The sequence below is a fragment of the Lentilactobacillus farraginis DSM 18382 = JCM 14108 genome (genome assembly GCF_000583655.1).
In the GTDB taxonomy this organism is placed as follows: Bacteria; Bacillota; Bacilli; order Lactobacillales; family Lactobacillaceae; genus Lentilactobacillus; species Lentilactobacillus farraginis.
In genome coordinates, this window is sequence record NZ_BAKI01000006.1 from 24398 (window position 1) to 48067 (window position 23670).

The 23670-nt window shown below is 42.3% G+C and carries 19 protein-coding genes and 3 pseudogenes; 18 read left to right on the forward strand and 4 right to left on the reverse strand.

The genetic code is table 11. The features are described from left to right. The first annotated feature begins 17 nt into the window (after positions 1–17). From JCM14108_RS03680 to JCM14108_RS14250, 4 genes and pseudogenes are all read left to right on the forward strand, one after another. Positions 18–1250, forward strand: coding sequence for a metallophosphoesterase family protein (locus JCM14108_RS03680; protein ID WP_035178495.1), 1233 nt, complete (start codon positions 18–20; stop codon positions 1248–1250). After that, positions 1244–3796: an ATP-binding protein gene (locus JCM14108_RS03685; RefSeq protein ID WP_035178496.1), complete on the forward strand. Its 2553-nt coding sequence runs from the start codon at positions 1244–1246 to the stop codon at positions 3794–3796. The genes JCM14108_RS03680 and JCM14108_RS03685 overlap by 7 nt, the downstream gene beginning before the upstream one ends. A gap of 13 nt (positions 3797–3809) precedes the next feature. Further along, positions 3810–4799, forward strand: coding sequence for a 3'-5' exoribonuclease YhaM family protein (locus JCM14108_RS03690; RefSeq protein ID WP_035178497.1), 990 nt, complete (start codon positions 3810–3812; stop codon positions 4797–4799). Positions 4800–4870: 71 nt separating this feature from the next. Further along, positions 4871–5657 (forward strand): annotated as a pseudogene (locus tag JCM14108_RS14250) (IS5 family transposase). 131 nt (positions 5658–5788) lie between these two features. On the opposite strand, the pseudogene JCM14108_RS03705 reads toward JCM14108_RS14250, so the two are convergent. From JCM14108_RS03705 to JCM14108_RS03715, 3 genes and pseudogenes are all read right to left on the reverse strand, one after another. Continuing rightward, positions 5789–6669: pseudogene (locus JCM14108_RS03705) on the reverse strand (peptidylprolyl isomerase PrsA). Between the two features lie 129 nt (positions 6670–6798). Then, positions 6799–7107, reverse strand: coding sequence for a hypothetical protein (locus tag JCM14108_RS03710; RefSeq protein WP_035178499.1), 309 nt, complete (start codon positions 7105–7107; stop codon positions 6799–6801). 2 nt (positions 7108–7109) lie between these two features. Then, positions 7110–7538 carry an HIT family protein gene (locus JCM14108_RS03715; protein ID WP_035178500.1) on the reverse strand — a complete coding sequence of 143 codons (429 nt, stop codon included), beginning with the start codon at positions 7536–7538 and terminating at the stop codon, positions 7110–7112. Between the two features lie 153 nt (positions 7539–7691). Here JCM14108_RS03715 and JCM14108_RS03720 point away from each other — a divergent pair, with 153 nt between their 5' ends. From JCM14108_RS03720 to trmB, 3 genes are read left to right on the forward strand one after another with little or no spacing between them, the layout of a single operon-like run. Continuing rightward, positions 7692–8429, forward strand: a complete 738-nt coding sequence (locus JCM14108_RS03720; protein ID WP_035178502.1) for an ABC transporter ATP-binding protein — start codon at positions 7692–7694, stop codon at positions 8427–8429. Beyond that, positions 8426–9649: an ABC transporter permease gene (locus JCM14108_RS03725; RefSeq protein WP_035178505.1), complete on the forward strand. Its 1224-nt coding sequence runs from the start codon at positions 8426–8428 to the stop codon at positions 9647–9649. Before JCM14108_RS03720 ends, JCM14108_RS03725 begins: the two co-directional genes overlap by 4 nt. Positions 9650–9679: 30 nt before the next feature. Then, on the forward strand, positions 9680–10321 hold the full coding sequence (gene trmB, locus JCM14108_RS03730; RefSeq protein ID WP_035178507.1) for a tRNA (guanosine(46)-N7)-methyltransferase TrmB: 642 nt from the start codon (positions 9680–9682) through the stop codon (positions 10319–10321). On the opposite strand, the gene JCM14108_RS03735 is transcribed toward trmB, so the two are convergent. Next, the gene (locus JCM14108_RS03735; RefSeq protein ID WP_035178508.1) at positions 10306–10626 is read right to left on the reverse strand and encodes a hypothetical protein; all 321 of its coding nucleotides are present in this window, start codon (positions 10624–10626) and stop codon (positions 10306–10308) included. The two genes, trmB and JCM14108_RS03735, sit on opposite strands and share 16 nt — an antisense overlap. 142 nt (positions 10627–10768) lie before the next feature. Between JCM14108_RS03735 and JCM14108_RS03740 the strand changes: the two genes are divergently transcribed. From JCM14108_RS03740 to dnaI, 11 genes and pseudogenes are all read left to right on the forward strand, one after another. Then, positions 10769–11092, forward strand: a complete 324-nt coding sequence (locus tag JCM14108_RS03740; protein ID WP_035178510.1) for a thioredoxin family protein — start codon at positions 10769–10771, stop codon at positions 11090–11092. Between the two features lie 27 nt (positions 11093–11119). Then, a complete protein-coding gene (gene ytpR / locus JCM14108_RS03745; protein ID WP_035178512.1) occupies positions 11120–11761 on the forward strand; it encodes a YtpR family tRNA-binding protein in 642 nt (213 codons plus the stop codon). A gap of 25 nt (positions 11762–11786) precedes the next feature. Then, a complete protein-coding gene (locus tag JCM14108_RS03750; protein ID WP_035178514.1) occupies positions 11787–14111 on the forward strand; it encodes a DNA translocase FtsK in 2325 nt (774 codons plus the stop codon). Positions 14112–14142: 31 nt separating this feature from the next. Then, a complete protein-coding gene (gene murC, locus JCM14108_RS03755) occupies positions 14143–15474 on the forward strand; it encodes a UDP-N-acetylmuramate--L-alanine ligase (protein WP_035178516.1) in 1332 nt (443 codons plus the stop codon). A 143-nt stretch (positions 15475–15617) separates the two neighbouring features. Continuing rightward, positions 15618–16310: a Bax inhibitor-1/YccA family protein gene (locus tag JCM14108_RS03760; protein WP_035178518.1), complete on the forward strand. Its 693-nt coding sequence runs from the start codon at positions 15618–15620 to the stop codon at positions 16308–16310. A gap of 134 nt (positions 16311–16444) precedes the next feature. Further along, positions 16445–19101: pseudogene (gene polA / locus JCM14108_RS03765) on the forward strand (DNA polymerase I). 122 nt (positions 19102–19223) lie between these two features. Continuing rightward, entirely contained in the window at positions 19224–20066 is an 843-nt protein-coding gene (gene mutM, locus JCM14108_RS03770) for a DNA-formamidopyrimidine glycosylase (RefSeq protein ID WP_035178520.1), read from the forward strand. Further along, the gene (coaE, locus tag JCM14108_RS03775) at positions 20059–20649 is read left to right on the forward strand and encodes a dephospho-CoA kinase (protein WP_035178522.1); all 591 of its coding nucleotides are present in this window, start codon (positions 20059–20061) and stop codon (positions 20647–20649) included. Before mutM ends, coaE begins: the two co-directional genes overlap by 8 nt. Positions 20650–20665: 16 nt before the next feature. Further along, positions 20666–21160 carry a transcriptional regulator NrdR gene (gene nrdR, locus JCM14108_RS03780; protein WP_035178524.1) on the forward strand — a complete coding sequence of 165 codons (495 nt, stop codon included), beginning with the start codon at positions 20666–20668 and terminating at the stop codon, positions 21158–21160. Next, entirely contained in the window at positions 21160–22608 is a 1449-nt protein-coding gene (locus tag JCM14108_RS03785) for a DnaD domain protein (RefSeq protein ID WP_035178526.1), read from the forward strand. Before nrdR ends, JCM14108_RS03785 begins: the two co-directional genes overlap by 1 nt. After that, complete coding sequence (gene dnaI / locus JCM14108_RS03790) at positions 22608–23549, forward strand: primosomal protein DnaI (protein WP_035178527.1); 942 nt, start codon at positions 22608–22610, stop codon at positions 23547–23549. The genes JCM14108_RS03785 and dnaI overlap by 1 nt, the downstream gene beginning before the upstream one ends. Positions 23550–23670 lie beyond the last annotated feature (121 nt).

A 23670-nucleotide genomic window follows, 5' to 3' on the forward strand; every position in this document is an offset into this window, starting at 1 on the left:
GGAAGGAATGGCTTGCGTTGAAATTTATTCATGCGGCAGATCTGCACTTGGACAGCCCATTTTTGGGCTTACAAAACCATACGATGCCAACTGAGCTTTGGAACCGGGTTCGTGAATCGACATTTTCGTCGTTTAATCGGCTTGTAAATGACGCCATTGAACAGCAGGTTGATTTTGTTCTGCTGGTTGGAGATCTGTTTGATCGCAATGATCACAGTGTTTACGCAGAGACCTTTTTTATTGAGCAATTAAACCGATTGGATAAAGCCGGTATTTCTGTTTTGATTTCATTTGGCAACCATGATTATTTTAGCGGCGATGTCAGCCAACTTGGTTATCCTCAAAACACGTTTGTATTTCCAAATCACGCCGCAACAACCAAATTGACGTTAAAAGATGGTCAGCGGGTAGCAATTTCCGGCTTTAGCTTTGATAAACAATGGATCAGAGAGCCGGTGATTCAAGGCTATCCCCAAAGGGCGACAGATGTTAACTGGCATATCGGGATGCTGCATGGTAGTTTGGCTGCTTCCAAGTCACCGGAAGCCAATTACGCACCCTTCAGTGTCGGCCAACTTGAAGCAAAGGACTACGATTACTGGGCGCTTGGTCATATTCATAAGCGCCAATCGCTTAATTCAATGGGGACTATTAATTATTCCGGCAATACCCAGGGGCGCCATATTAATGAGCCGGGTGAAAAGGGGTACCTGTTAGTTGCGACCGATCATCAGACTTTAACAACCAAGTTTATCCCAACGGCTGAGATTATTTGGCAGACGCTTCAATTGCCGGTAAGTCAAGCACGAGCCGGTGCGTTAGCTGATGCCGTTTTTAAACAGTTAACGACGCGGGATTTTAAACAACTGACCTTTATTCGAGTTGTGCTGGTAAGCGATCAACCTGCTTCTGCCGATGTTTTAAAGGCTGTTTCTGACGGCTCTTTGTTGGCGACACTTCAAAACATGAACAGTCGAAATTGGCAGTCGCTGAACTGTTGGTTGACGTCCATTAAAATTCATCAATCCCAGCCGGCCATTATTAGTCATCTGGATCAGCAGTATTTCGAAGAAGCCAAACAGGTAACCTTTACCTCTGGGCAATTAAAGGAATTGGCCGGTTCTTTAAAAACAACTTCTTTTATCCATGATGACTTGGAGATGACGGACACGGCAGCCGATATTTTTGATCGGGCAATGGCAATTTTACAGGAAAACAGCCAACGAGAAGCGGGTGACACATCATGTTGATTACACGTTTGAAAATTTATGGTTATGGGAAATGGCTTGATACCGAGATTAATTTTGACGGTCCTTTAGAAGCAATTTATGGGCCAAACGAGGCTGGTAAAAGTACCATTATCGATTTCATCATCTCAATTTTGTTTGGCTTTCAGAACAAACGGCAAGCGATTCATGGACAATATATTCCCAAGGGTCGTCAGGATACATACGGTGGTGAAATCAGCTTTGAAAACCAGGGTCGACACTATCGACTTATCCGAACCAAGGGGCCTAAAGGCGGCACGGTTCAATTCTTTGATGCGGATCAACAGCTTCAATTGCCGGAAAGTAGCTATCAGCAGTTTATTTCGCCACTTGAACGGGAGACGTACCAACAGCTGTTTTATTTTAATGGTGAGGATCAACAGACTGCCTATCAAATGAATGAAGCAGAGTTGCGGATGCGGATTCAACAAATCGGTGTAACGGATGCCGATCGGTGGTTTGACCTGCAAAAAAGTTTGGAAAAACAGGCGAAGGCGCTTTATACGCCTCGAGGCCGCAAACCTGAATTGAATATTCAGTTAAAAAAGTATCAGGAATTAACAGATCAGCTGAAGTTGGCGGGAAATGATTACCCCGAGTATCAGGCTTTGAAGAAAAGCCAAGCCGAAGTAACTGACCAAATTAAAGTAAATCAGCTAAAGCTCAAACAACTTCAGAAACAAAGTCACGTGATTCAAAATCAGATGGCTGCATTGCCATTACTCAATAAATACCAGCAATTAAAGCCGGTAAACGAAGAGCAGCTTCGAAAAGGATTTGACGAGACTGATGTTTCGACCTTTCAAACATTGAATTCTCAAATCTCATCGTATCAGGATCAATTGGAAACCAATCAGCAGTCGCTAAGGATAAACCGGGAGCGATTAATCAAGTCGCCTTCACAAAAATTTTATGAACAGAATCAACAGCAAATTGACAGTCTGGCAGCTGAATTAAATGATATCAAGCAGCTGCTGCCAAGGCTGGCGTTTTTAAACGAGCAGTTAACCACCAATCAGCAGCAGATCCAAGCAGTTCAAAACCAACTTCCCCGCAATCGGGCGGGGCAGCTCCCACGGGCTTTTACTGATGCTGATTTAACTTACGTAATGACATTTGCCCATCAAGATGCGGCGACGACAATGCCGCATCAGAGACGCCGACAGCATGTTCAGGCGAGTCAGCCGGTTAACTTGTTTTATCTGCTTGCGGGTGGGTTGGCCTTGGCAGCGATTATTTTCCATCAGCTGCCTTTTAGTTGGTTGGGTTATCTGGTTGCCGGACTTGTCGGCCGGTATGGCTATAATCAACAGCGGGGATCAAGTGGCCGCAAGGAAGAACAAACCGTTAAAGAAGTGGCGTCTCCGGTGGCAGAAGCCGATTCAAAATTAGCGGCCTTGACAAACCAATATGGCTTGGACGGGATTGACCAAAGTCAATGGCTGGCGATTCAGCCTGGCCTTAAACGATTGGCAGATTTAAAGAAACAGCAACTTCAGTATACCGAACAGCGGGATCACTACTTAAAAGAAGTCACACAGTATCTTCAAAAGTGGCGGTTTGCCAGTGATTGGCTGCCACTTGGTAATGATGTCGAAACAACAATTCAAACAATTGATCAAATTGTTGCAGAGTGGCGGCAGCAAACAGCTGCTTATCAAAACCGGGAAAGTGGCTTGGCGGCTTATGAACAGGCAGTTAAACATGCCACGGCCAAACTTTCGGCAGCTCAGACGCAATTAGAAGCCTTTTTACGAGAAAGAAACGTGACTTCCAATGACGGCTTTTCTGAAATTGTTCAGCAGCAGCGGACAATTCGGGCGAAGCTGACTCAAAAACAAGAAGTAATTGCGCAACTAAAAACGGTTAATATGTTTTCAAAACAAGAGATTGATCAAGCAGAGATTGAAGCAGATGCTCAGAAAATCAACAGTGAGCTGATGACAACTCAAGCAGCGCTGACACAATTGAATCAAAAGCAGGCACAGTTGGGCGTTCGAATAGAAGCTTTAATTAACAATGGCCGGTATGACGATTTAAAGCAGCAGTTGGCAAATCAAAAGTCCGAAATAATTGACAATGTCCATCAATATCTGGCACTGCTTTTGACTAAGCAATGGCTTCAACGGGTATTGGACCTGGCCACCAAAGGGCGATTGCCCAAGGCAGTTAAGTTTGCCAGAAAATATTTCAGTATTTTAACGCAAGATCATTATCGGGATATTCAATTTGGTGACCAAATTACGGTTACCCGTGCAGATGGTGAAACGTTTGCCATTAATGAGTTGTCAAAAGGGACTTTGGAACAATTATATCTGGCGTTGATTTTTTCGATGGCCGTCGGTTTCAGTGATGATTACCCGCTACCGGTGATTATTGACGATGGTTTCATGAGCTTTGATTCGGAAAGAAAATCAGCCGCTTTTAAAATCATGACAGAAATCAGTCAACGCACACAGGTCTTATATTTTTCGGCGCGTCATGAATTGCCGGCCAAGGCACATAAAATTAATTTAACCAAGCTTTAAGGGGGTTGACAAAATGGCAAAACATTTAATGGATTTTGCGTTGGAAGCAGATTTTGAAACGTATGTTTTGATAAAAAACGCGGATAAGCGCGTGGCTAAAAACGGAAAATCCTTTCTTTCGATAACGTTTCAAGATCAATCAGGTCAAATTTCCGGTATGTATTGGGATGCAAGTGAGCAGGATGCCCAACAGTTTATCCCGGGGCGGGTGGTTTATTTAAAAGGTAAACGGGAAATGTACAAAGAGACCCCTCAAGTTAAAATTTACGAAATGCGGCTGGCCCGAGATAATGAACCGCATGATCCGTTAATGTTTGTTAAGCGGGCGCCTATGACCAGCCAGGAAATGAAAAACTACATTAACCAAACGATTTTTGAAATTACAAACGCAACGGAAAATCGAATTGTTCGGGCTTTGTTGAACCGACACGCCAAGGCTTTTTTTAGTTACCCGGCTGCTAAAAGCAATCACCATGATTTTGCCGGCGGACTGGCTTTTCATACAATTTCAATTTTACGGCTGGCACATTCAGTTGTTAACCAGTACCCGGGAATTGATGCACCATTGTTGTATGCGGGGGCGATCCTGCATGATCTTGGCAAAACGGTTGAACTGTCCGGTCCGGTTGGAACTGAATATACACTTGCCGGTAATTTACTGGGTCATCTAAGTATTATCGACGCGGAAATTGTTGAAGCAGCGGATAAATTGGGAATCGATGGTCAAAATGAGGACCTGTTGTTACTTAGGCACATGGTTTTGGCACATCACGGCTTACTTGAATATGGTTCCCCTGAGCGACCAAAATTATTGGAAGCTGAGATTCTTCATGATTTGGATGAGTTGGATGCATCGATTATGATGATTCAAGGGGCACTCGCAAACGTTAATCCTGGAGATTATTCTGATCGGGTCTTTGGATTAGATAATCGGCGCTTTTATAAGCCTCATCCGGGGAATCTGCCACGTCAGGAAGGCCAGGATCCAAGCCGATTATTCTAATTAGAACCTGTTTTTAATCTTTGTTAGACCGAATCCCTTTTGATACAATTTCATTAAAAAGGTGATTTTAGATGATTGGTTATCCCAGTGACATTACGCGTCAGCAATTTGAACTAATTCGACCTGATTTAGAAGCCGTGCGGCAACGCACGCGACCACGCCAAGTGGATCTCTACGAGATCTTTAATGCCGTTCTCTATATTCTCCGTACCGGATCTCAATGGCGTCAGTTACCCCATGACTTTCCAAGGTGGCAAACGGTTTATGGTTACTTTCGTCGCTGGTCAGAACCAATTGATGAAGTTGGCCATAGCCAGTTAGATTTAATCTTAAAAAAATTGTCGATCAAGGTCGATTACACATGGGCCGTTCGGCACCCACTTCATTCATCATTTTAGATGCTCAAAGTGTTAAAAATACTGAAACGGCTGAAAACAAAGGCTATGATGGTGGCAAAAAAATCTCCGGCATCAAACGCCATCTCGCCGTGGATATCAATGGTTGGCCGCAGGCATTCACATCACGACGGCTAACGTTTCTGAACGTGATGGCGCGGTAGCGTTACTGGCTTTGAACTCGGAACAGTTTCGTTTAGTTAAACGGGTAATGGCCGATGGAGGCTACACCGGAGAAAATTTTGCAGGGTTGGTTCAAAGCACAATTGGTGCTGAAATGATCATCGCTAAACAAAGTGATTTGAAGCATGGGCGAATAACCCCACAGCGGTGGGTGGTTGAACGATCCTTTAGTTGGTTGGATAAATGTCGGCGCCTATGGCGCAACTGCGAACGTTACCTACAAACTAGTCGAATTATGGTAGCTTTAGCCTTCATTAGGCTTTTATTGAAACGCTATTAAAGATTAAAAACAGGTTCTTAGCAGTCATGAAAGGATTACCGGAAACAAGTACAAGTAAATGCTTTTTAGCCAACCAAAAAGGGCCATGACAACTTTAATGTCATAGTCCTTTTTGATTAGCTATTTAAAAATTACTTCTTTTTAGATGAAGTTGAGAGGTAATCAGATAAGACGTTTTGAAGGTCTTTGTCTTGGATGGAAACGTTACCTTTCTTCAAGACTTTTGATACAACTGAATGCAATGTGTCGCTGTCAGCCAAACGCTTGTCAACGATTTGCGTCTTCAGTTCACTTTCATGGTCTTTGTAAGTTCCCTTTGCAGGGTGGTTAACCATCTGAATGACTTGATAGCCATACTGAGTTTTAACCGGAGTCTTGGTATATTCACCATTCTTCAGCTTGAAAGCAGCTTTCTTGAAGTTGGTATCAAGAGAAGTGTTGGTGTTGTCAAATGGTGAGATCCGGCCGCCTTTATTTTTGGTAGCAGTATCGGTTGAGTACTTCTTGGCTAGACTTGAGAAGCTCTTGCCGGCCTTAAGTTGTTTAATAACATTTTCAGCAATTGACTTCTTGGAAACCAGAATTTGGTTAACCGTAACTTTTGGTTGGTAAGACTTAAACTGTTTCTTCAACTGGGCATCGGTAAACTTGGTGTTGTCCCGAACAGCCTGTTGGAGTAAAAGATTTGAACGGATCGAATCTTTTAACTGTGAAGCAGTCATACCGTTTTGCTGAAGAACCGCATTGAATGATGAACCGTATTGCTTCTTGTATTTATTGAATTGCTTGTTAACAGTTGAATCCTTAACTTTTTTACCATATTGTTTTTCCAAAACTTTGTTAAGAATCATTTGCTGCAATACTTGTTTACCACTTGATGTACCTTCAAGCTGCTGTAATAAGCACTTTCGGTAATCTTACCGCCATCGGTAGTCGCAACTGTTTTGCTGCCACAGGCTGCAAGCGTAAAACTCATGAGTACTCCGGCTAAAACGATTAGCCATTTTTTCATACAAAAACACATCCATTTCTACAATAGTATTCGTTTGTAAAGCAAACGTTCCGTACAATAATAACATATTATTGGCGACAAACATAAGCCATTGTTGAACTTAAACAAAAATTCATAAAATGAACATTATCATTGCTTCATTTTCGAAGCGTATTTGTTAATTTCATCAATTCTGGGCTGAATCTGAAATTGCGCTTCGTCAATATCACGTTGAATCGCTGTTAAGGCCTTTTCCAATTCAGGCATGCGCGTTTTAAGTTCAGCGACAGACTGCTTTAAATTCTGATAGGCGGCCTGCCAATTCTTGTAAGCCTGTTTTTTCTCGCGGAGATTTTCGTTAACTCGGCGGACAAACATTGTCGGCGTTTCTTTGTTACTGTATAAGTAAACACCAAATAAAAAGGCCGCCGAACCAAGCATTTTTATTCCGGTCTTCATAATCAGTCTCCTATATGGTCGATGATGTTGGTTTGGATCTTCTTCAAATCGTCTGGTGAGTATTTATTGGAGTTATCTTTGAAGATCATCGCAAAATCGTCATGGGTCGTGTAACGGGGAACTAAGTGGAAATGGGAGTGAAATACTGATTGGTAGGCAATTTGGCCATTGTTGTTAACGATATTCATCCCCTTAATATCAGGATTTGACGCTTTAATTGCCCGAGCGATTTTGGGAATTCGGGAAAAGACCTGTGCGGCAAGTTCCGGGTCATACTCGAAAATGTTGGCAATATGTTTTTTTGGAATAACAAGTGTGTGTCCCGGGGTCCCTTGGGAAATATCCAAAAACGCTTTGACAACATCATCTTCGTAAATCGTGTAGCTGGGAATTTCGTTTCTGACAATTTTACAAAAAATACAATCTTTCAAAAGCGTTACCTTCTTTCTGTTAATACTATCAAATATTATAACATCAATGTCGGTTGGAACCGATTCAAAGAGCGATTTTCTATGTTATAATTTGATCTGTATCTAATTTTACTGATGAAATGAATTAAAATATAAGAATTGTGGAGTGAAAAAATGACCTTACAAGTTTCCAATCTTGTTGGTGGATATTCCCAAGTTCCCGTTTTAAAGGATGTCACTTTCGATGTTAAAGATGGTGAATTGGTTGGGCTGATCGGGCTTAACGGCGCCGGCAAATCCACCACAATCAATCATATTATCGGTTTATTAACCCCGTTTAAAGGAAACGTCAAAATCAATGGGGTTGCCATTAACGATGACGTCAAGAAGTATAAGGAGCAAATTGCCTATATTCCTGAACAGCCGATTGTTTATAAAGAACTAACGTTAAAAGAACACTTGGAAATGACGATGCTGGCCTATAATCTGGATCAGCAGGCGGCTTGGAAGCGCGCTGATAAGCTGCTGAAAATTTTTCGATTAGATAATAAGCTGAATTGGTTTCCGGATAATTTTTCAAAAGGTATGCGCCAGAAAGTCATGATTGTCTGTGCGTTTTTGACCAATGCCAAACTGTTCATTATCGACGAACCGTTTTTGGGGTTGGACCCTTTGGCGGTTAATGATTTGCTTAATTTGATCTCCGAGCGAAAAAAGCAGGGTGCCAGTATTTTGATGTCCACGCACGTGTTAGACACGGCACAGCGGTACTGCGATCGATTTGTTTTGCTTCATGATGGTAAAGTAAGAACGGAAGGCACGCTGGCACAGCTGCAGGCTCTCTTCCCGGAGGCTGGCGAGTCGTTAAACGACATCTACCTGACTTTGGCAAGGGAAGGCGATGCATCATGAAAAACCTGTTTAAAAAGCGATTGGGCGCTCATTTAACCGAGCTTATGAAGTATCTGAGACTGGTATTTAATGATTATTTTGTTTTGGCACTGGTGTTTATGATTGGTGGCTTGGGTTATTACTATTCAAACGCGTTAAAGGGGTTGACCACTGGTTTGTGGTGGGCACCGCTTTTAATTATCGGTGTTTTGCTGATTAGCGTCCAAACCGGTAGGCTGGCAACTTTGATTGAAGCACCCGACTATGTTTTCTTGCTGCCAAAAGAAGCAGCATTAATCAATTATCTCAGGCGGGCTTTTTGGTACAGTACGATTCTGGCAAGTCTGATTCAGGTTCTATTCTGGATCGTCCTGATGCCTTTCGTTCAAAGAACAGTAGCTGCTACGACAGCGCAGCTGTTTGCACTGCTGGCAACAGTTATTTTTTTGAAAATTGCTTGGTTAAACGCTGATTTTGCCAGAAAATATCACCTTTCACAAAAGTGGCTTGGCAATCGGTGGCTGTTCAGACTGGTTGTTCCGGTAATTATTTTGGCAGTTTGCCTGTACGGCAATTATTTTTTGGGTGCCGGTTTGGCTGCAATTGTCATGCTTGGCGGCTTGGCTGTTCAGCATACTTGGCAGAAGCGGTCAGTTGATTGGCAGATATTGATTGCTGATGAAAACAGTCGAATGCATTCGATCTACCAATTTTTTAATTTGTTTACGGATGTGCCGTCACTTAGTGGGGCGGTCAGACGTCGCCGCTACCTGGATTGGTTATTTCACGGGATTAAGCTGCTGCCGGCCAATACGTATCTTTACCTTTATGCGCATGGAATCGTCCGGGACAATGAAATGAGTGGGCTATATGCCAGATTGACGGTAATTGGCACTCTGCTGCTGGTATTTGTTAAGGGAACGTTTTTGCCGATTGTCCTGAGCTTATTGTTTATTTATTTAATCGGATTTCAAATGATTCCGTTTTATTTTCATTATGATGACAATGCCTTTGTGCATATCTATCCAGTCACAACTGATTTTCAGATGAAAAATTTTCAACGGGTATTGCTGTTGATGATGGGCACAGTAGCGGTAATTTTTGCGATAACTGTTACGATTGTAAATTTAACAACGCCAACGACAATTATTGGGGTCGTTCTTTGTGAACTGGTGGAACTTTGGGGATTTATTTTTATGTATGTCCCGAAAAGAATTAAGAAAAGTGAATTTGTCAGATAATTAAAAAATTAATATGAAGAGGTGAATCCCGTGCGTGTGAGAAACAAACCATGGGCTGATGGGTACATTAAAGCCCATTCGGATTATATTGTGACTGATCCTAAAAACTGGTTGGGCAAATGGCAGGATCGCTTTGAAAAAAAACAGCCGTTAAACGTTGAAGTCGGTACTGGTAAAGGTCAGTTTATCATTCGAAATGCCCAAGAGCATCCCGAAATTAACTACATTGGTGTTGAATTACAAAAATCGGTAATTGCAACGGCGCTTCGAAAATTTATGGAAGCCCCGCTGCCCAATCTTCAGTTTGTACTGACAGATGGCGCCGACTTGGATGAAATCTTTTTGGCGGATGAAATTCAAAAGATCTTTTTGAATTTTTCGGATCCCTGGCCTAAAAAACGGCATGCCAAAAGACGATTGACATCACCGAATTTTTTAAAAAACTATCAAAAGGTTTTGGCTCCCCAAGGAGATATCGAATTTAAAACCGATAACCGGGGACTGTTTGAATATACCTTGGTAACGATGAATCATTTCCCAATGACGTTTGATTATGTATCATTGGACCTGCACCAGTCCCCTGAAAATGAAACCAATATCGAAACCGAATATGAAGAAAAGTTCAGTCCAAATGGGCCGATTTATAAATTAATTGCTCATTTCAATTCATAAACCGTCTGGTTGACAATTTGATTCGTTGAATAATCAAACCAAAACTCATGAACCTCGACTCGGCCATTGGCTAATTGATAATTATAGCCAAAGTGCCATAACGAAGAGGACGTAACTGGTAAAATACCCCAATGACCGAGATACTTGCCGGGTTGATCAACAAGTCGATGTTCTTGAATAATTTGATTTAAAAGCCTTTCGCTGGCGCGTGATTTCTGGTAATCTTTATTCAGACTAAAAATTGTGCAGGCGCCTGTTATCAAGCCTGCAAACGCCAAATTTCGATAAATAGTATTGAATGTCATCACTGTCTCACCTTTTTTATGGTTTAAATTTAGTATACCGCTTATAGTGGGCCGGTATCGAGCAAATGCATATGACAATTTGACATTATGCGATATAATTTAGTTACTTACTAAATGGAAGTACGGAAGGATGAATTAATTAATGAAAGATCTAGCAAAAACTGATTTGGCAACACTGGAAAAACAAATTTCGGCAGGTAAATACATGCTGTTTTTTACTGCTGACTGGTGCCCAGACTGCCGTTTCATTAAACCGGCGATGCCTGAAATTGAAGAAAAGTATCAGGATTACACTTTTTTGAAAGTTGATCGGGATGAAAACATCGATTTGGCGGGTGAAATGAATATTATGGGGATCCCAAGCTTTGTTGCCTATGATAATGGTCATGAAATTGGTCGTTTTTCAAACCCGGATCGTAAAACCAAGCAGGAAGTTGAAAAGTTCATTGATTCTTTAAATAAATAAAAAGTACGGATTGGGAAGGATAGAATTATGTTAATTGCAAGTTATAACCCTAAAAATACGGGAGACACGCTGGTGGTGATTTTAAACCAAGACGCGGAGAATCAGGAAACGGAAATTCACGATGACGTTGTCCGAATTTATGATCCCAAGAGTCATCAAGCTTTAGGTTACAACTTTTTACAAGCCAGTCGGATCCTTCCTGAAATTGCTGATCAGAACGGTCAGGTTAGGTTAACAGCAAACCAGGTTGAAAAATTAAATCAATATTTAACAGCCCATGATTTTCCCAATGAGTTGGAATTGGATAAAGAAGCCAGATTTGTTGTGGGCTATGTTAAAGCAATGACGGATCACCCCCGTTCCGATCATTTAAAGATTACCCAAACAGAGATTGATCATAATCAGGAACTTCAAATTGTCAGTGGTTCTCCCAATATGCGTGCCGGCATCAAAGTAGTTGTTGCCAAGGTTGGCGCGATGATGCCAAACGGATTAATTATTTGGCCTGGTGAGCTTCGGGGAGTGCAAAGCGATGGGATGATCTGCTCAGGAAGAGAATTGAAAATTCCAAACGCCCCTCAGGTACCAGGGGCACTTATTTTGCCGGATGATTATCAAGCGGTCGGGGAACCGTTTGATTTTAAAAAAGCGCAGCATCTATTCAGCTAATATAAAAAATAAAAGGTGAGAATGTATGAAGTATGACGGACCCGCCTTTTTTCGTCGTCGAGATTTAATCAAGTCGCGAACGCCTAAAAAGGGAAAAAAAGAATATGAAACGACAACCAGCCACTTTCACCAGGCTTCTCGTGATTTGAGAACCCAGCAGACACAATTTTCGGATAGTAGAATAGCGGACGATCAAACACCTGCTTTTTTAAAGGAAATTCGTAATTTTGTCCCTAATCATCATGATGTTAATTCAAAGAGAAGAAAGCAAAAGAAACAGATAGAAACTAATTATTTTGTGAGTCAAAAAAACCGACGATCGAATCGCTATTCAAAATTGATGGCAATGTTGCGGATTCCCCAAGATGACCTGATTATTTTGGCTGATGCTGCTGCAGACGAAGCTGATAAAAAGCGGTCGCCAGTCACCAAAAGTAACCAACCAATCGCAAATGATCAAGTTAAAGCAACCCCTGATTCAAATAAGGATTCACAAACGAAAAATTTGGCGGTTGATCGATCGAAACAGCAGTTAGCATCTTCGGCTACCAATTCGAACCAAGTAAATCATTCAGAATCAACTGCTATTCGGCCGGATTCAGCAGCCGAAAATTCAATCGTGTCGAATAATGAGCAGATAGATCGTAAACCGGCAAAACCGGTTCATTTACCACGACCGGCGCGGCATGGCCTTGGTCAGTCGTTATCGGCGATTGTTAATAAAGAGCAAGCTTCAAAGCCGGATTTGTCACTGTTCCAAGAATCAAAGGATCGCCGGTCTGATGTGAAGATAATTGGAAATGCCAAGGAAACCAATAAAACTGTTCACCAGCTCCATTCAAAAGAACCTGATCGGCAATTAAACAACCATGACTCGACGACAGAGGTACAGCAGTTGACACCGGGTAAAACCGGGACTGGTTATCAGTTTCCTTCGCTGGATTTGTTGAAAAAGCCTCAGGAAACAGACGAAAATGCAATGGATGATTGGATTGAGTCTCAGATTGAAACGTTGGATAAGACGTTTCAGGCCTTTAGAGTTGATGCCGAGGTGGCTGACTGGACAGATGGGCCGACGGTTACCCAATTTCAAATTAAATTAGCCTTGGGGGTTAAAGTCAGTCGAATTACCAATTTAACTGATGACTTAAAGTTGGCGCTTGCGGCAAAGGATATCCGAATTGAAGCGCCGATTCCCGGAAAATCGACAGTCGGAATTGAGATTCCAAATCCCAATCCGCGACCAGTTGTGTTGTCTGAAATAATTGCCACCAGCCATTTTAAAAACAATCGCTCGCCGTTAACGACCGCAATGGGGGTTGACCTTTCCGGAACTCCCCGAATTGCTGACGTTCGAAAAATGCCCCATGGGCTGATTGCCGGTGCCACCGGTTCTGGGAAAAGCGTCTTTATCAACAGTTTACTGGTTTCACTACTGTACAAAGCAACGCCGGCTGATTTAAGGCTGCTGTTAATTGATCCCAAAGCAGTTGAACTGGCACCATATGATGGGATTCCCCACTTACTGTCACCGGTTATTTCCGATCCCAAATCGGCTGCGGCAGCGTTACGCTGGGTAACCGAAGAAATGGATCAGCGGTATGAAAAATTGTCGGCGGCCGGAGTTCGTAACATTGAACAATTTAATAAAAAAGCGGTTGACGCGCAGGAAGATGGGCTGAAGATGCCTTATATCCTGGTTATTATTGATGAGCTGGCCGATTTAATGATGGCGGCCTCCAATGAGGTTGAGGACTACATAGTTCGAATTACACAAAAGGCCCGGGCTGCCGGTATTCACTTAATTGTGGCGACACAGCGGCCAAGCGTTGATATTGTTACTGGGACAATTAAAAATAATATTCCGTCACGAATCGCCTTTATGGTTTCAAGCCAGGTAGATTCAAGAACTATTTTGGATACCGCCGGTGCTGAACGGCTGTTGGGCCGGGGTGATATGCTCTATCTTGGCAACGGTGCCAGTCAGCCGATTCGGCTTCAGGGAGCGTTTGTTAACAATCAGGAATTGGAAAACGTTATTGATTTTGTTCGTCAGCAAGGCCAGCCGCGTTATTTATTTACGCCGGACTCTCTAAAAGCAGCAGTTGATAATAGCGAGTCGCAGGATGAGTTGATGCCTCGGGTCATGAAATTTATTGCTCAAGAAGACACAATTTCGACTTCAAAGCTTCAACGTGTATTTTCAATCGGGTATAATAGAGCTGCAAACATAATTGACAGTTTGCAGGATCGAAATTTGATTTCCGAACAGCGTGGTTCAAAACCCCGAACAGTTTATTATCATCCGGATAATGAATCGGCTGACAAATCAAAAGACGAGAAAGAGTAAATCTAAATTAGATGGGTAGGTAGGATGTCATATGAATTCAGATACGGTGTATCACTTTGTTGGTATTAAAGGAACAGGAATGAGTGCGATGGCTTTAATCCTTCATGATCGAGGTGAAAAGGTTCAAGGCTCCGATATTGAACAATACACGTTTACGCAACGTGGCTTGGAACAAGCGGGAATTAAAATATTGCCTTTTGATGAAAACAACATCCATGAAGGTTTAACCGTCATTGCCGGTAATTCTTTCACGGATGATCATCCGGAAATTAAAAAAGCCCGGGAAATGGGTTTGACGGTATACCGCTATCATGAATTTCTTGGAAAAATGATTAAAGGAAAGACCAGTATTGGTGTTTCCGGTGCCCATGGTAAAACGAGTACAACCGGATTGCTCTCCCATGTGTTGTCCGGGATTGCGCCAACAGACTATCTGATTGGCGACGGTTCCGGTAAAGGTGTTCCCAACGCCCGCTTTTTCGTTTATGAAGCTGACGAATACCGACGTCACTTTTTAGCGACGGAACCGGATTATGCGATCATGACCAACATTGACTTCGATCATCCCGATTATTATAAGAGTATTGACGATGTTCAGGATGCTTTTCAAACGTTTGCCAACCAAACGCAAAAGGGAATCTTTGCGTGGGGTGATGATAAACGGCTGCGCCAATTAAAAGCTAAAGTGCCGATTTATTATTATGGCTTAAACGATACGGATGATTTTCAAGCATTTGATATTAAGCGAACCACTAAAGGATCAAGTTTTCATGTTAAATTTAAAGGTGAAGATTTGGGAGAGTTTTCAGTGCCGTTGTTCGGTGAACACAACATTTTCAATTCCCTGGCGGTGATTGCGGTTGCTTATTCAGAAGATGTCGATCTTGATGAAATTAAACGCGAGTTGAAAACCTTTGATGGTGTTAAACGCCGGTTCTCAGAACGAAAAATTTCCGGAATGACAATTATTGATGATTACGCGCATCATCCAACTGAAATTAAAGCAACGATTGACGCTGCCCGTCAGGAGTATCCAAATAAAAAAATTGCGGTTGTCTTTCAACCACATACTTTCAGTCGAACCATCGCCCTGATGGATGATTTTGCCAAAAGTTTAAATTTGGCCGATGAGGTCTTTTTGACAAAGATTTATAGTTCACCTCGAGAGAGTTCCGGTAAGGTATCCAGTGAGGATCTTTCGAAAAAAATCATTAAGGGTGGCCGGATTCTTTCAGCCGACAATATGTCACCACTGCTTGATTATGACAATGATGTCATTATCTTTATGGGCGCCGGTGATATTCAAAAATATGAAAAAACTTATGAAGATCTTCTGAGTCATCTTAGTCGGAATAATAATTAAGAAATCTTATGAAAAACCATTGATTGAGATATTTTGCTTGATTAATGGTTTTTGTTTGTTAAGATTGTTTAATAAGAGATGGATTAAATTCCGCAACTATTGTGATGAAACCACAATAGGATTCGAAAGAAGGAGCGAAATTGATGGACAATTTTTCAAATGAACGACGTGTTGTGAATAACGCCGCTGGTTTAAACAGCTTTTTAACCAAAATGTATGGTTGGATGAGTTTGGCCGTGTTGGTATCAGCCGCAACTGCTTTTCTGACCCTCTCAACTGGTCAGGCAGTCACAGGCGGTGCAATGTGGATTGCCTTTATCGCCTGGTTTATCTTACCATTCGTTGTATCATTTCAGGCTTTAAAGCGACCAACCCTTGGTTTTGTCGCGTTGATCGGGTATTCAGCTTTGAGTGGCTTTGTTTTTTCCACTTTTGCTTTCCGATATACGGGTGCCCAGATTGCCTCGGCATTTGTTTCTGCTTCGGCAATCTTTATCACAATGACGATTATTGGTTTAGTGACCCGCAAGAATTTGGATAAGATCGGTCGCCAGGCGATGGCTGCTTTAATTGGCCTGATCGTAGCGATGATTATTAATATCTTCCTGCAGAGCACCATGATTACGTTCGTCTTTTCAATCATCGCGGTTTTGGTGTTTACTGCCTTAACGGCTTATGATACCCAAAAAATGAAAGAAATGTATAATCAGGCCGGCAGTACTGGTCAGATTTCGGTTAGTGGCCTGGCTGTTTTTGGAGCTTTGCAGTTGTATATGGACTTTGTTAACCTGTTCCTGCAGCTGCTTCAGATCTTTGGCTTAAGTGATGATCGTTAATTGAGATTTTGTAAAACACCAACCGGGGAAATCCCCGGTTTTTTCATGCTTTTATTTTCGGTTGTCAAGGTCTTATTATTGCCGGTAGCGAGTGTTAGAATTAGTTTATGAGACTATCTTGCGAGGAGAATTCGATGACTAAGAAATTATTATTAATTGATGGTAACAGTATTGCCTTTAAGGCCTTTTATGCGTTATACAATTCGCTGGAAAGATTTACCAATTCTGCCGGATTACATACATCCGCAATTTATGGGTTTAACAGGATGCTTGATAAAGTGCTTGAAGAGGAAAAGCCCACTGATGTCTTGGTTGCTTTTGATGCCGGTAAGACCACTTTTCGGACGAAAATGTTTGCTGATTACAAAGGAAACCGGGCTAAAACACCAACAGAACTATCCGAGCAGTTTCCATTTATTAGAGAGTTGGTTAAGGCCCGGGGAATGTCTTCCTACGAACTGCCAAATTATGAGGCCGATGATATTATTGGTACATTGGCTCGAGAGGCTGAAGATAAGGGGAACTATCAAGTTGTTATCCTGACCGGTGATCGGGACTTAACACAGTTGACATCAGATAAAACAACGGTTCAGATTTCCAAAAAAGGCACGACCGATCTCGAAAAATATACGCCGGAACACGTTGAAGAAAAGTTGGGTGTTAAGCCGGCGCAAATCATTGATATTAAGGGATTGAAAGGTGATAATTCCGATAATTACCCTGGGGTTGAAAAAGTAGGCGATAAAACCGCGATGAAACTTATTCAACAATTTGGTCGATTGAAAATATTTATAAAAATATTGATGAAGTTTCCGGGAAAAAATTGAAAGAACATCTGCTTAACGACCAACAGCAGGCAAAACGGGCTAAGCAGCTGGCAACCATTAAGCGGGATGCACCAGTTAAAGTGTCACTTGATGATTTAGCTTACAAAGGGGACAACCTCGATACACTAACTGACTTTTATGAGCGGATGGGTTTTAAATCTTTCTTATCCAAGTTGGGCGTCGAAGCGACGGACGCAGATAATCTCGAAAAAGTTTCGTATACCAAATTGTCTCACGACAACCTTTCTGAGCTGACGAAATTTAAACAGGAAGTTTCTTTTTATCTGGAAATGGATGACGATAATTACCATACGGCCAACATTGTCGGGTTCTCGATTGGGCATGGCGACAAATGGTTTGCGGCTAACGAGCCGGCTTTACTAAGGGAAAAGCCGTTGGCAGCAATTTTGGCCGACAAAACGATTCAAAAAAATGTCTTCGATGCCAAGCGGACTTACGTTGGTCTTCACCGTGAATCGGTAGACTTGGAAAACGTGGACTTCGATATGCTGCTGGTTTCCTATTTGCTTAATACAACTAACAATAGTAATGATGTTGGTACAGTTGCCAAATTACACGGGTTCGCGAACATTAAAACCGATGAAGAGGTTTATGGCAAAGGGGCCAAGAAAAAGATTGACCCGGCATCCTCGACGTTCTTTGATCATATTGTGCATAAAGCAAAGGCAATTGATGCCCTGCATAATGAGATGTTTGCGGAATTGGACAAACATAATCAAACCAGGTTGTATCGGGATATTGAAATCAAGATTGCTTTTGTACTGGCAAGAATGGAGATTGCCGGTATTAAGGTTAACCCAGCCACTCTCGAAGAAATGGGCAGTAAGTTCAAAGAACGACTGGCTGAGATCCAGCAAACGATTTTCCAGGAGGCCGGTGAAGAATTTAATGTCGGATCGCCCAAACAATTGGGCCATATTCTGTTTGAGAAAATGCATTTACCGATTTTAAAGAAAACCAAAACCGGTTATTCAACATCAGTTGATGTATTGGAAAAACTGGCACCTGATGCGCCAATCGTTCAAAATGTATTGGATTACCGTCAAATTTCTAAATTACAGTCTACTTATATTGACGGCTTGCTGAAAGTAATTCATAAAGATGATTCCAAGGTTCACACCAGATATTTGCAGACGTTAACCCAAACGGGGCGACTCTCTTCCGTGGATCCAAATTTGCAGAATATCCCAATTCGTTCTGAAGAGGGTCGTTTAATTCGGCAAGCCTTTGTCCCTTCTCATGAGAATTGGCAAATTTGGTCTTCCGATTATTCACAAATTGAACTTCGGGTATTGGCTTCAATTACGGGTGATGCCAATATGCAGGAAGCCTTTCGGGAAAATGAAGATATTCATGCAACTACGGCACGAAGAATTTTTGGCTTGGCTTCAAACGATGAGGTAACGCCGGAGTTAAGACGACAAGCCAAGGCGGTTAACTTTGGGATTGTTTATGGCATCAGCGATTATGGCTTGGCAAACAACACCGGAATTAGTCGCAAGCAGGCCCATCAGTTTATTCAACGATATTTCGAAGAGTATCCCGGCGTTAAAAAATACATGGAAGATATTGTCGAATTTGCTAAAAATCACGGGTACGTTGAGACAATTGCGCATCGCCGCCGCTACTTACCGGATATTCACTCCCGCAATTTTAACCTGAGATCATTTGCGGAACGGACAGCCATGAATACCCCTATTCAGGGAAGCGCTGCCGATATCATTAAAATTGCCATGATTAACATGGAAACAGCTTTAAAAGAAAACAGCTTAAAGACCCGTATGTTACTGCAGGTGCATGATGAACTGATTTTTGAGGTTCCTAACGATGAACTGGAAACGGTTAAAAAAATTATCCCCAGGACAATGGATTCAGCGGTTAAATTGAATGTACCGCTCAAAGTTGAAAGCCATTGGGGAAAAACTTGGTACAATGCCAAGTAGCGAGCCACATCATTAAGTAGTCGTCGGCCACTTTGAGTTGGTTTCGCTGATTAGCAAGCGATATGTCGCAGGTCATAAAAAGGATTGCTAAAAAATTATTATTAGATTCAAGGAGGCGCATTATGCCTGAACTACCAGAAGTTGAAACTGTTCGGCGCGGCTTGACTGAATTGGTCGCCGGCAGTCGGATCAAAACAGTTGAAGTGTTGTACCCCAAAATGGTTAATTTGCCGGCTGTTGATTTTGAAAAAGCGCTGCAAAACAAGGAAATCGTAAAAATTGATCGGCGCGGGAAATATTTATTTATTCGTATCAACGGCGGTTTGACAATCGTTTCGCACTTGCGAATGGAAGGTAAATATGATGTTGAGCCTGAAGGAACCCCGTTTAATAAGCACACCCACATTGTTTTTCATTTAACGGATGGTCGACAATTGCGATATAATGACACGCGAAAATTCGGCCGGATGAATTTGGTTCAAACCGGTCAGGAGATGATGGTTGCGGGATTGAAAACGATTGGGCCGGAACCAACTGAAAAAGATTTAACATTGGCTTATATGACAAAGGTTTTTGGTAAAAGCCGTAAAATTATTAAACCTTTTTTATTGGATCAAAGTAAAATTGCCGGACTTGGTAATATTTATGCCGATGAGGTATTGTGGCTGAGTAAAATCAACCCGAAACAGCCGGTTAATACATTGTCGCTTCAGGAATTAAAACGGTTGAGAAAGAATATCATCGACGAAATTCAGCGGGCAATTGCCGGTCACGGCACGACCGTTCACTCGTATTCAACCGCTTATGGTGAAGCCGGCAATTTTCAAAACCATTTAAATGTTTATGGTCACCAGGGTGAACCGTGTCCCAGATGCGGTACCCCGATCGAAAAAATAAAGTTGGCGCAACGGGGGACCCACTTTTGTCCGACCTGCCAAGTTCTTCATGGTGATCACCATGAGTAGGGTTATCGGGTTGACCGGTGGTATTGCGACCGGCAAATCGATCGTCAGCCGGTACCTCGGCCAAAAGGGGGTGCCAATTATTGACGCCGACGTTGTTGCCCATCAGGTTCAAGCCCCTGGAGAAGATGGCTTAAAGGCAATTGTTAATGAATTTGGCCGCCGGGTGCTAAGTGCCGATCAGTCACTTAATCGGCGGGAATTGGCAAAATTGGTTTTTCATCAGCCGGCAAAGCTTAAACGACTTGTCCAAGTGATGGATCCATTTATCAGAAAGAGAATTATTGCCGAGCTGAATCATTATCAGGACTATCAGCTGGTTGTTCTGGACGCGCCGACGTTATTTGAAAACGGGTATACTTATTTGACAGATTCAATCGTTGTTGTATATTGTGATCCGGTAACGCAATTAAAACGACTGCGGGTAAGAAACCAGTTATCAATCAGTCAGGCGTCTGCCAGAATTAAAAGTCAGTGGCCGCTGCAGACAAAATGTGATTTGGCTGATACAATTATTTATAATTCAGGAACGCTTTCTCATACCTATGAACAAATTGAGAATTGGTTAAAAAACGAAATGAAATAATATCGAGGTGAAAGCCATGCAATGTCCTCATTGTGGATATAACGGTTCAAAGGTTGTTGACAGCCGACCAACGGATGACGGCCGGGTTATTCGGCGTCGTCGGGAATGTGAACACTGTGGCTTTAGATTCACGACGTTTGAACGAGTTGAGGCAACGCCGCTGCTCGTCATTAAGAAAAATGGCAACCGGGAAGAATTCAATCGGGAAAAGATCCTAAAAGGTGTTGTTCGGTCAGCCGAAAAACGGCCGGTTTCAATGGATGCAATTACCGATCTGGTTGATCGGGTTGAAAATAAAGTTCGTTCTTCGGGTGAAAATGAGGTGACAAGTCGTCAAATTGGTGAATACGTTATGGAAGAACTGGTGAATTTGGATGAAATTGCCTATATTAGATTTGCCAGTGTTTATCGCCAATTTAAAGATATGTCGGTATTCTATAAAGAGCTCAAAGAAGTTATGGAAAAGGATAAGAAAAAGAATGCCACCAAGCAGCATCCGGAGGAGAAGTAATGTTAAATTCGGAAAATAAATTAACACCCGACTCAAAATATTTGATTTTAAATGCCAGCGCCAATAAGGAGCTTGATCAAGCTGTTTTAACGAACTTGTATTTACCAATTATTGGCCGTGGTGCCGTTTCACTTTACAATTTACTTTGGTCAATGAGTGTCAATGACCATAACCGCCTGGTGCTGCACAAGCATTTCGAACTGCAAAGCATTTTAGATGTCGGCGTCGATAAATTGTTGCGATATCGGCGTAAACTTGAGGCCGTTAATTTATTGGTAACGTCCGTATCGCTCACTTCACCGGACAGTTATGTCTATTCACTGAGAGAGCCGTGTACGGCAACCGAATTTTTGAAAACCGATGTTTTGTCGATCCTGCTTCTGAGCAGAGTTGGCGAGGAGACGTATAATCGCATTGTTGCCCGGCTCTTTATACCGACGCCGGATGTCGGCGATGTCAGGGATGTTTCGGCATCGTTATTGGACGTTTTCCAAATCCCTGAAAATACGATTAAGAATATTCCGGGACCGGTCAATACGGCTAAGCGGACTATTAACGCTAACCAAGCCCGGATTGATTCCAAGGAATGGCTGCCAGACGATGATTTTGATTTTAATTTGCTGCTGGACATCCTTAGGCCGGCTTATGTTAATTTGGAAAGTGTCAAAGCAGCCTACCCGTTGATCTTATCAGAACACGTTTTGTATGGCGTTGATGAAATTAAAATGGCTGATTTTATTCGAAAAGCAACTGGTTTGGTCAATGATAAGTTGAATCAGAAAAATTTAAAATTGATTATTAGTCGCAGTTATACACAGCCTGATATTCAAAAACGGGCTGCTGCCCAGGCGACAGCTGGGAAATCAGCTGATCAAAACCAGCGAAAAAAGCTTGATGTTGATTCAACAACCCAAGAGATTATCAAGATTAGCAAGACGCACGCGCCAATTGCTTTTTTGAGAGGCATCAAGGATCAGAAGGGTGGCATGGTGACTTCCGGTGAAGAATGGATGATTCGGGAATTGGATTCCAAAAACATTCTACCGGTTGAGGCAATCAATATTTTAAGTTATTATATTCTGATTGTTTTGGGCCATTCGTCATTAATTCAAAATTTATTCAACACCATTGCCGATCAGTGGTCCCAAGCTCATGTTGCGTCAGCAGAAGACGCGGTTTTGGCAATTCAAAACTATGAAGCGGATAAGGAAAAGAAACAGCAGGAACGCCAGAAACGGGCCAGCAAATATACCGGCCGCAGTCATCGCCAAATTGTTGAAAAATTGCCGGAATGGGCTAAGAAGAAAAAAGAACAGGAGAAAGCTGCCAGCAAGGCGAAAAAGGCCGCAGCTGAGCAGTCCTATGAACCGGATCCAGAGGAGCGAAAACGGGTTAATGAGGAATTGGCAGAATTAAGAAAAAGAAAGGAACGGGGGCGTAAACTATAATGAAACCAGTCAGTAAATATATCCAGCAATTTCTAAGGGAGCGGACAATAAACGGCCAAGGCGCCCACAAGAGCTATGAATTGGCAGTTAAAGAAATTAAAGCGAATCCTGAAATTCAAAAATTTGTTAGGGAAAATAAAAATAAATTGGCTGACGATGCGGTAACCCGTTCCATTGCCAAGCTGCGGGAATACCTGTTTATTCAAAAAAGTCGGAAACAAGGTCAGGCAACGTTTGCCCAGGGGTATGAACCCAAGTTAATCGTAAATGACCGCTTGATTGATATCAGTTATGAGCCAGGTGAGGAAACGCTTGCCAAACGAAAAGCGGAGATGCTTGCTAAGCGGGTGACGACAGTTGCGATGCCGGCGGATATCCGGCATGCATCTCTTGAACACTTTGATCAGCATGATAATCGACGCTATAAAGCTTTTGCCCAGGCGGTTCACTTTACCAAGGATTATACCAAGAGCAAGCACTTTGTCCCGGGATTTTATTTTTACGGGCCTTTTGGAGTCGGCAAAACTTATTTACTGGGGGCGTTAGCCAATGATTTGGCTGACAGTGGTGTATTAACAACCCTGGTGCATTTTCCAAGTTTTGAAAGTGAAATGAAAGCTTCAATTGGCGATCGCAGTTATCTGCGAAAAATTGATTCGGTAAAAAAATCCCCAATTTTAATGCTGGATGACATGGGAGCGGGGACGCTTTCATCGTGGGTTCGAGATGAAGTACTGGGTGTTATTTTGGAATATCGGATGCAACAGCGGCTGCCAATGTTTTTCAGTTCCAATTTTTCAATGGATGACTTGGAAGAAAACTGGTTGACTTATGATCGCAAGGGCGATGGTGAACCACTAAAGGCCCAACGGTTAATGCAGCGAATCAGGTTTTTGTCGCGTGAAGTTGAGATGATTGGTAGAGATCGGCGATTAGAGTGAATTAATTCACCATTTTCAATTGACAACCTTGAAAATGAATTCTATACTTAAAACCAATGAATTAGGAAGACATGATAATTATTTTTTCAATCGCAGGGAGAACGGCTTAAAACTGGAAGGC

Coding starts and splice junctions, on each gene's coding strand:
- JCM14108_RS03685 (WP_035178496.1), top strand. CDS start 1,244: ATGTTGATTACACGTTTGAAAATTTATGGTTATGGGAAATGGCTTGAT.
- JCM14108_RS03690 (WP_035178497.1), top strand. CDS start 3,810: ATGGCAAAACATTTAATGGATTTTGCGTTGGAAGCAGATTTTGAAACG.
- JCM14108_RS03710 (WP_035178499.1), bottom strand. CDS start 7,107: ATGAAGACCGGAATAAAAATGCTTGGTTCGGCGGCCTTTTTATTTGGT.
- JCM14108_RS03720 (WP_035178502.1), top strand. CDS start 7,692: ATGACCTTACAAGTTTCCAATCTTGTTGGTGGATATTCCCAAGTTCCC.
- JCM14108_RS03725 (WP_035178505.1), top strand. CDS start 8,426: ATGAAAAACCTGTTTAAAAAGCGATTGGGCGCTCATTTAACCGAGCTT.
- JCM14108_RS03735 (WP_035178508.1), bottom strand. CDS start 10,626: ATGACATTCAATACTATTTATCGAAATTTGGCGTTTGCAGGCTTGATA.
- JCM14108_RS03740 (WP_035178510.1), top strand. CDS start 10,769: ATGAAAGATCTAGCAAAAACTGATTTGGCAACACTGGAAAAACAAATT.
- ytpR (WP_035178512.1), top strand. CDS start 11,120: ATGTTAATTGCAAGTTATAACCCTAAAAATACGGGAGACACGCTGGTG.
- JCM14108_RS03750 (WP_035178514.1), top strand. CDS start 11,787: ATGAAGTATGACGGACCCGCCTTTTTTCGTCGTCGAGATTTAATCAAG.
- murC (WP_035178516.1), top strand. CDS start 14,143: ATGAATTCAGATACGGTGTATCACTTTGTTGGTATTAAAGGAACAGGA.
- JCM14108_RS03760 (WP_035178518.1), top strand. CDS start 15,618: ATGGACAATTTTTCAAATGAACGACGTGTTGTGAATAACGCCGCTGGT.
- mutM (WP_035178520.1), top strand. CDS start 19,224: ATGCCTGAACTACCAGAAGTTGAAACTGTTCGGCGCGGCTTGACTGAA.
- coaE (WP_035178522.1), top strand. CDS start 20,059: ATGAGTAGGGTTATCGGGTTGACCGGTGGTATTGCGACCGGCAAATCG.
- nrdR (WP_035178524.1), top strand. CDS start 20,666: ATGCAATGTCCTCATTGTGGATATAACGGTTCAAAGGTTGTTGACAGC.
- JCM14108_RS03785 (WP_035178526.1), top strand. CDS start 21,160: ATGTTAAATTCGGAAAATAAATTAACACCCGACTCAAAATATTTGATT.
- dnaI (WP_035178527.1), top strand. CDS start 22,608: ATGAAACCAGTCAGTAAATATATCCAGCAATTTCTAAGGGAGCGGACA.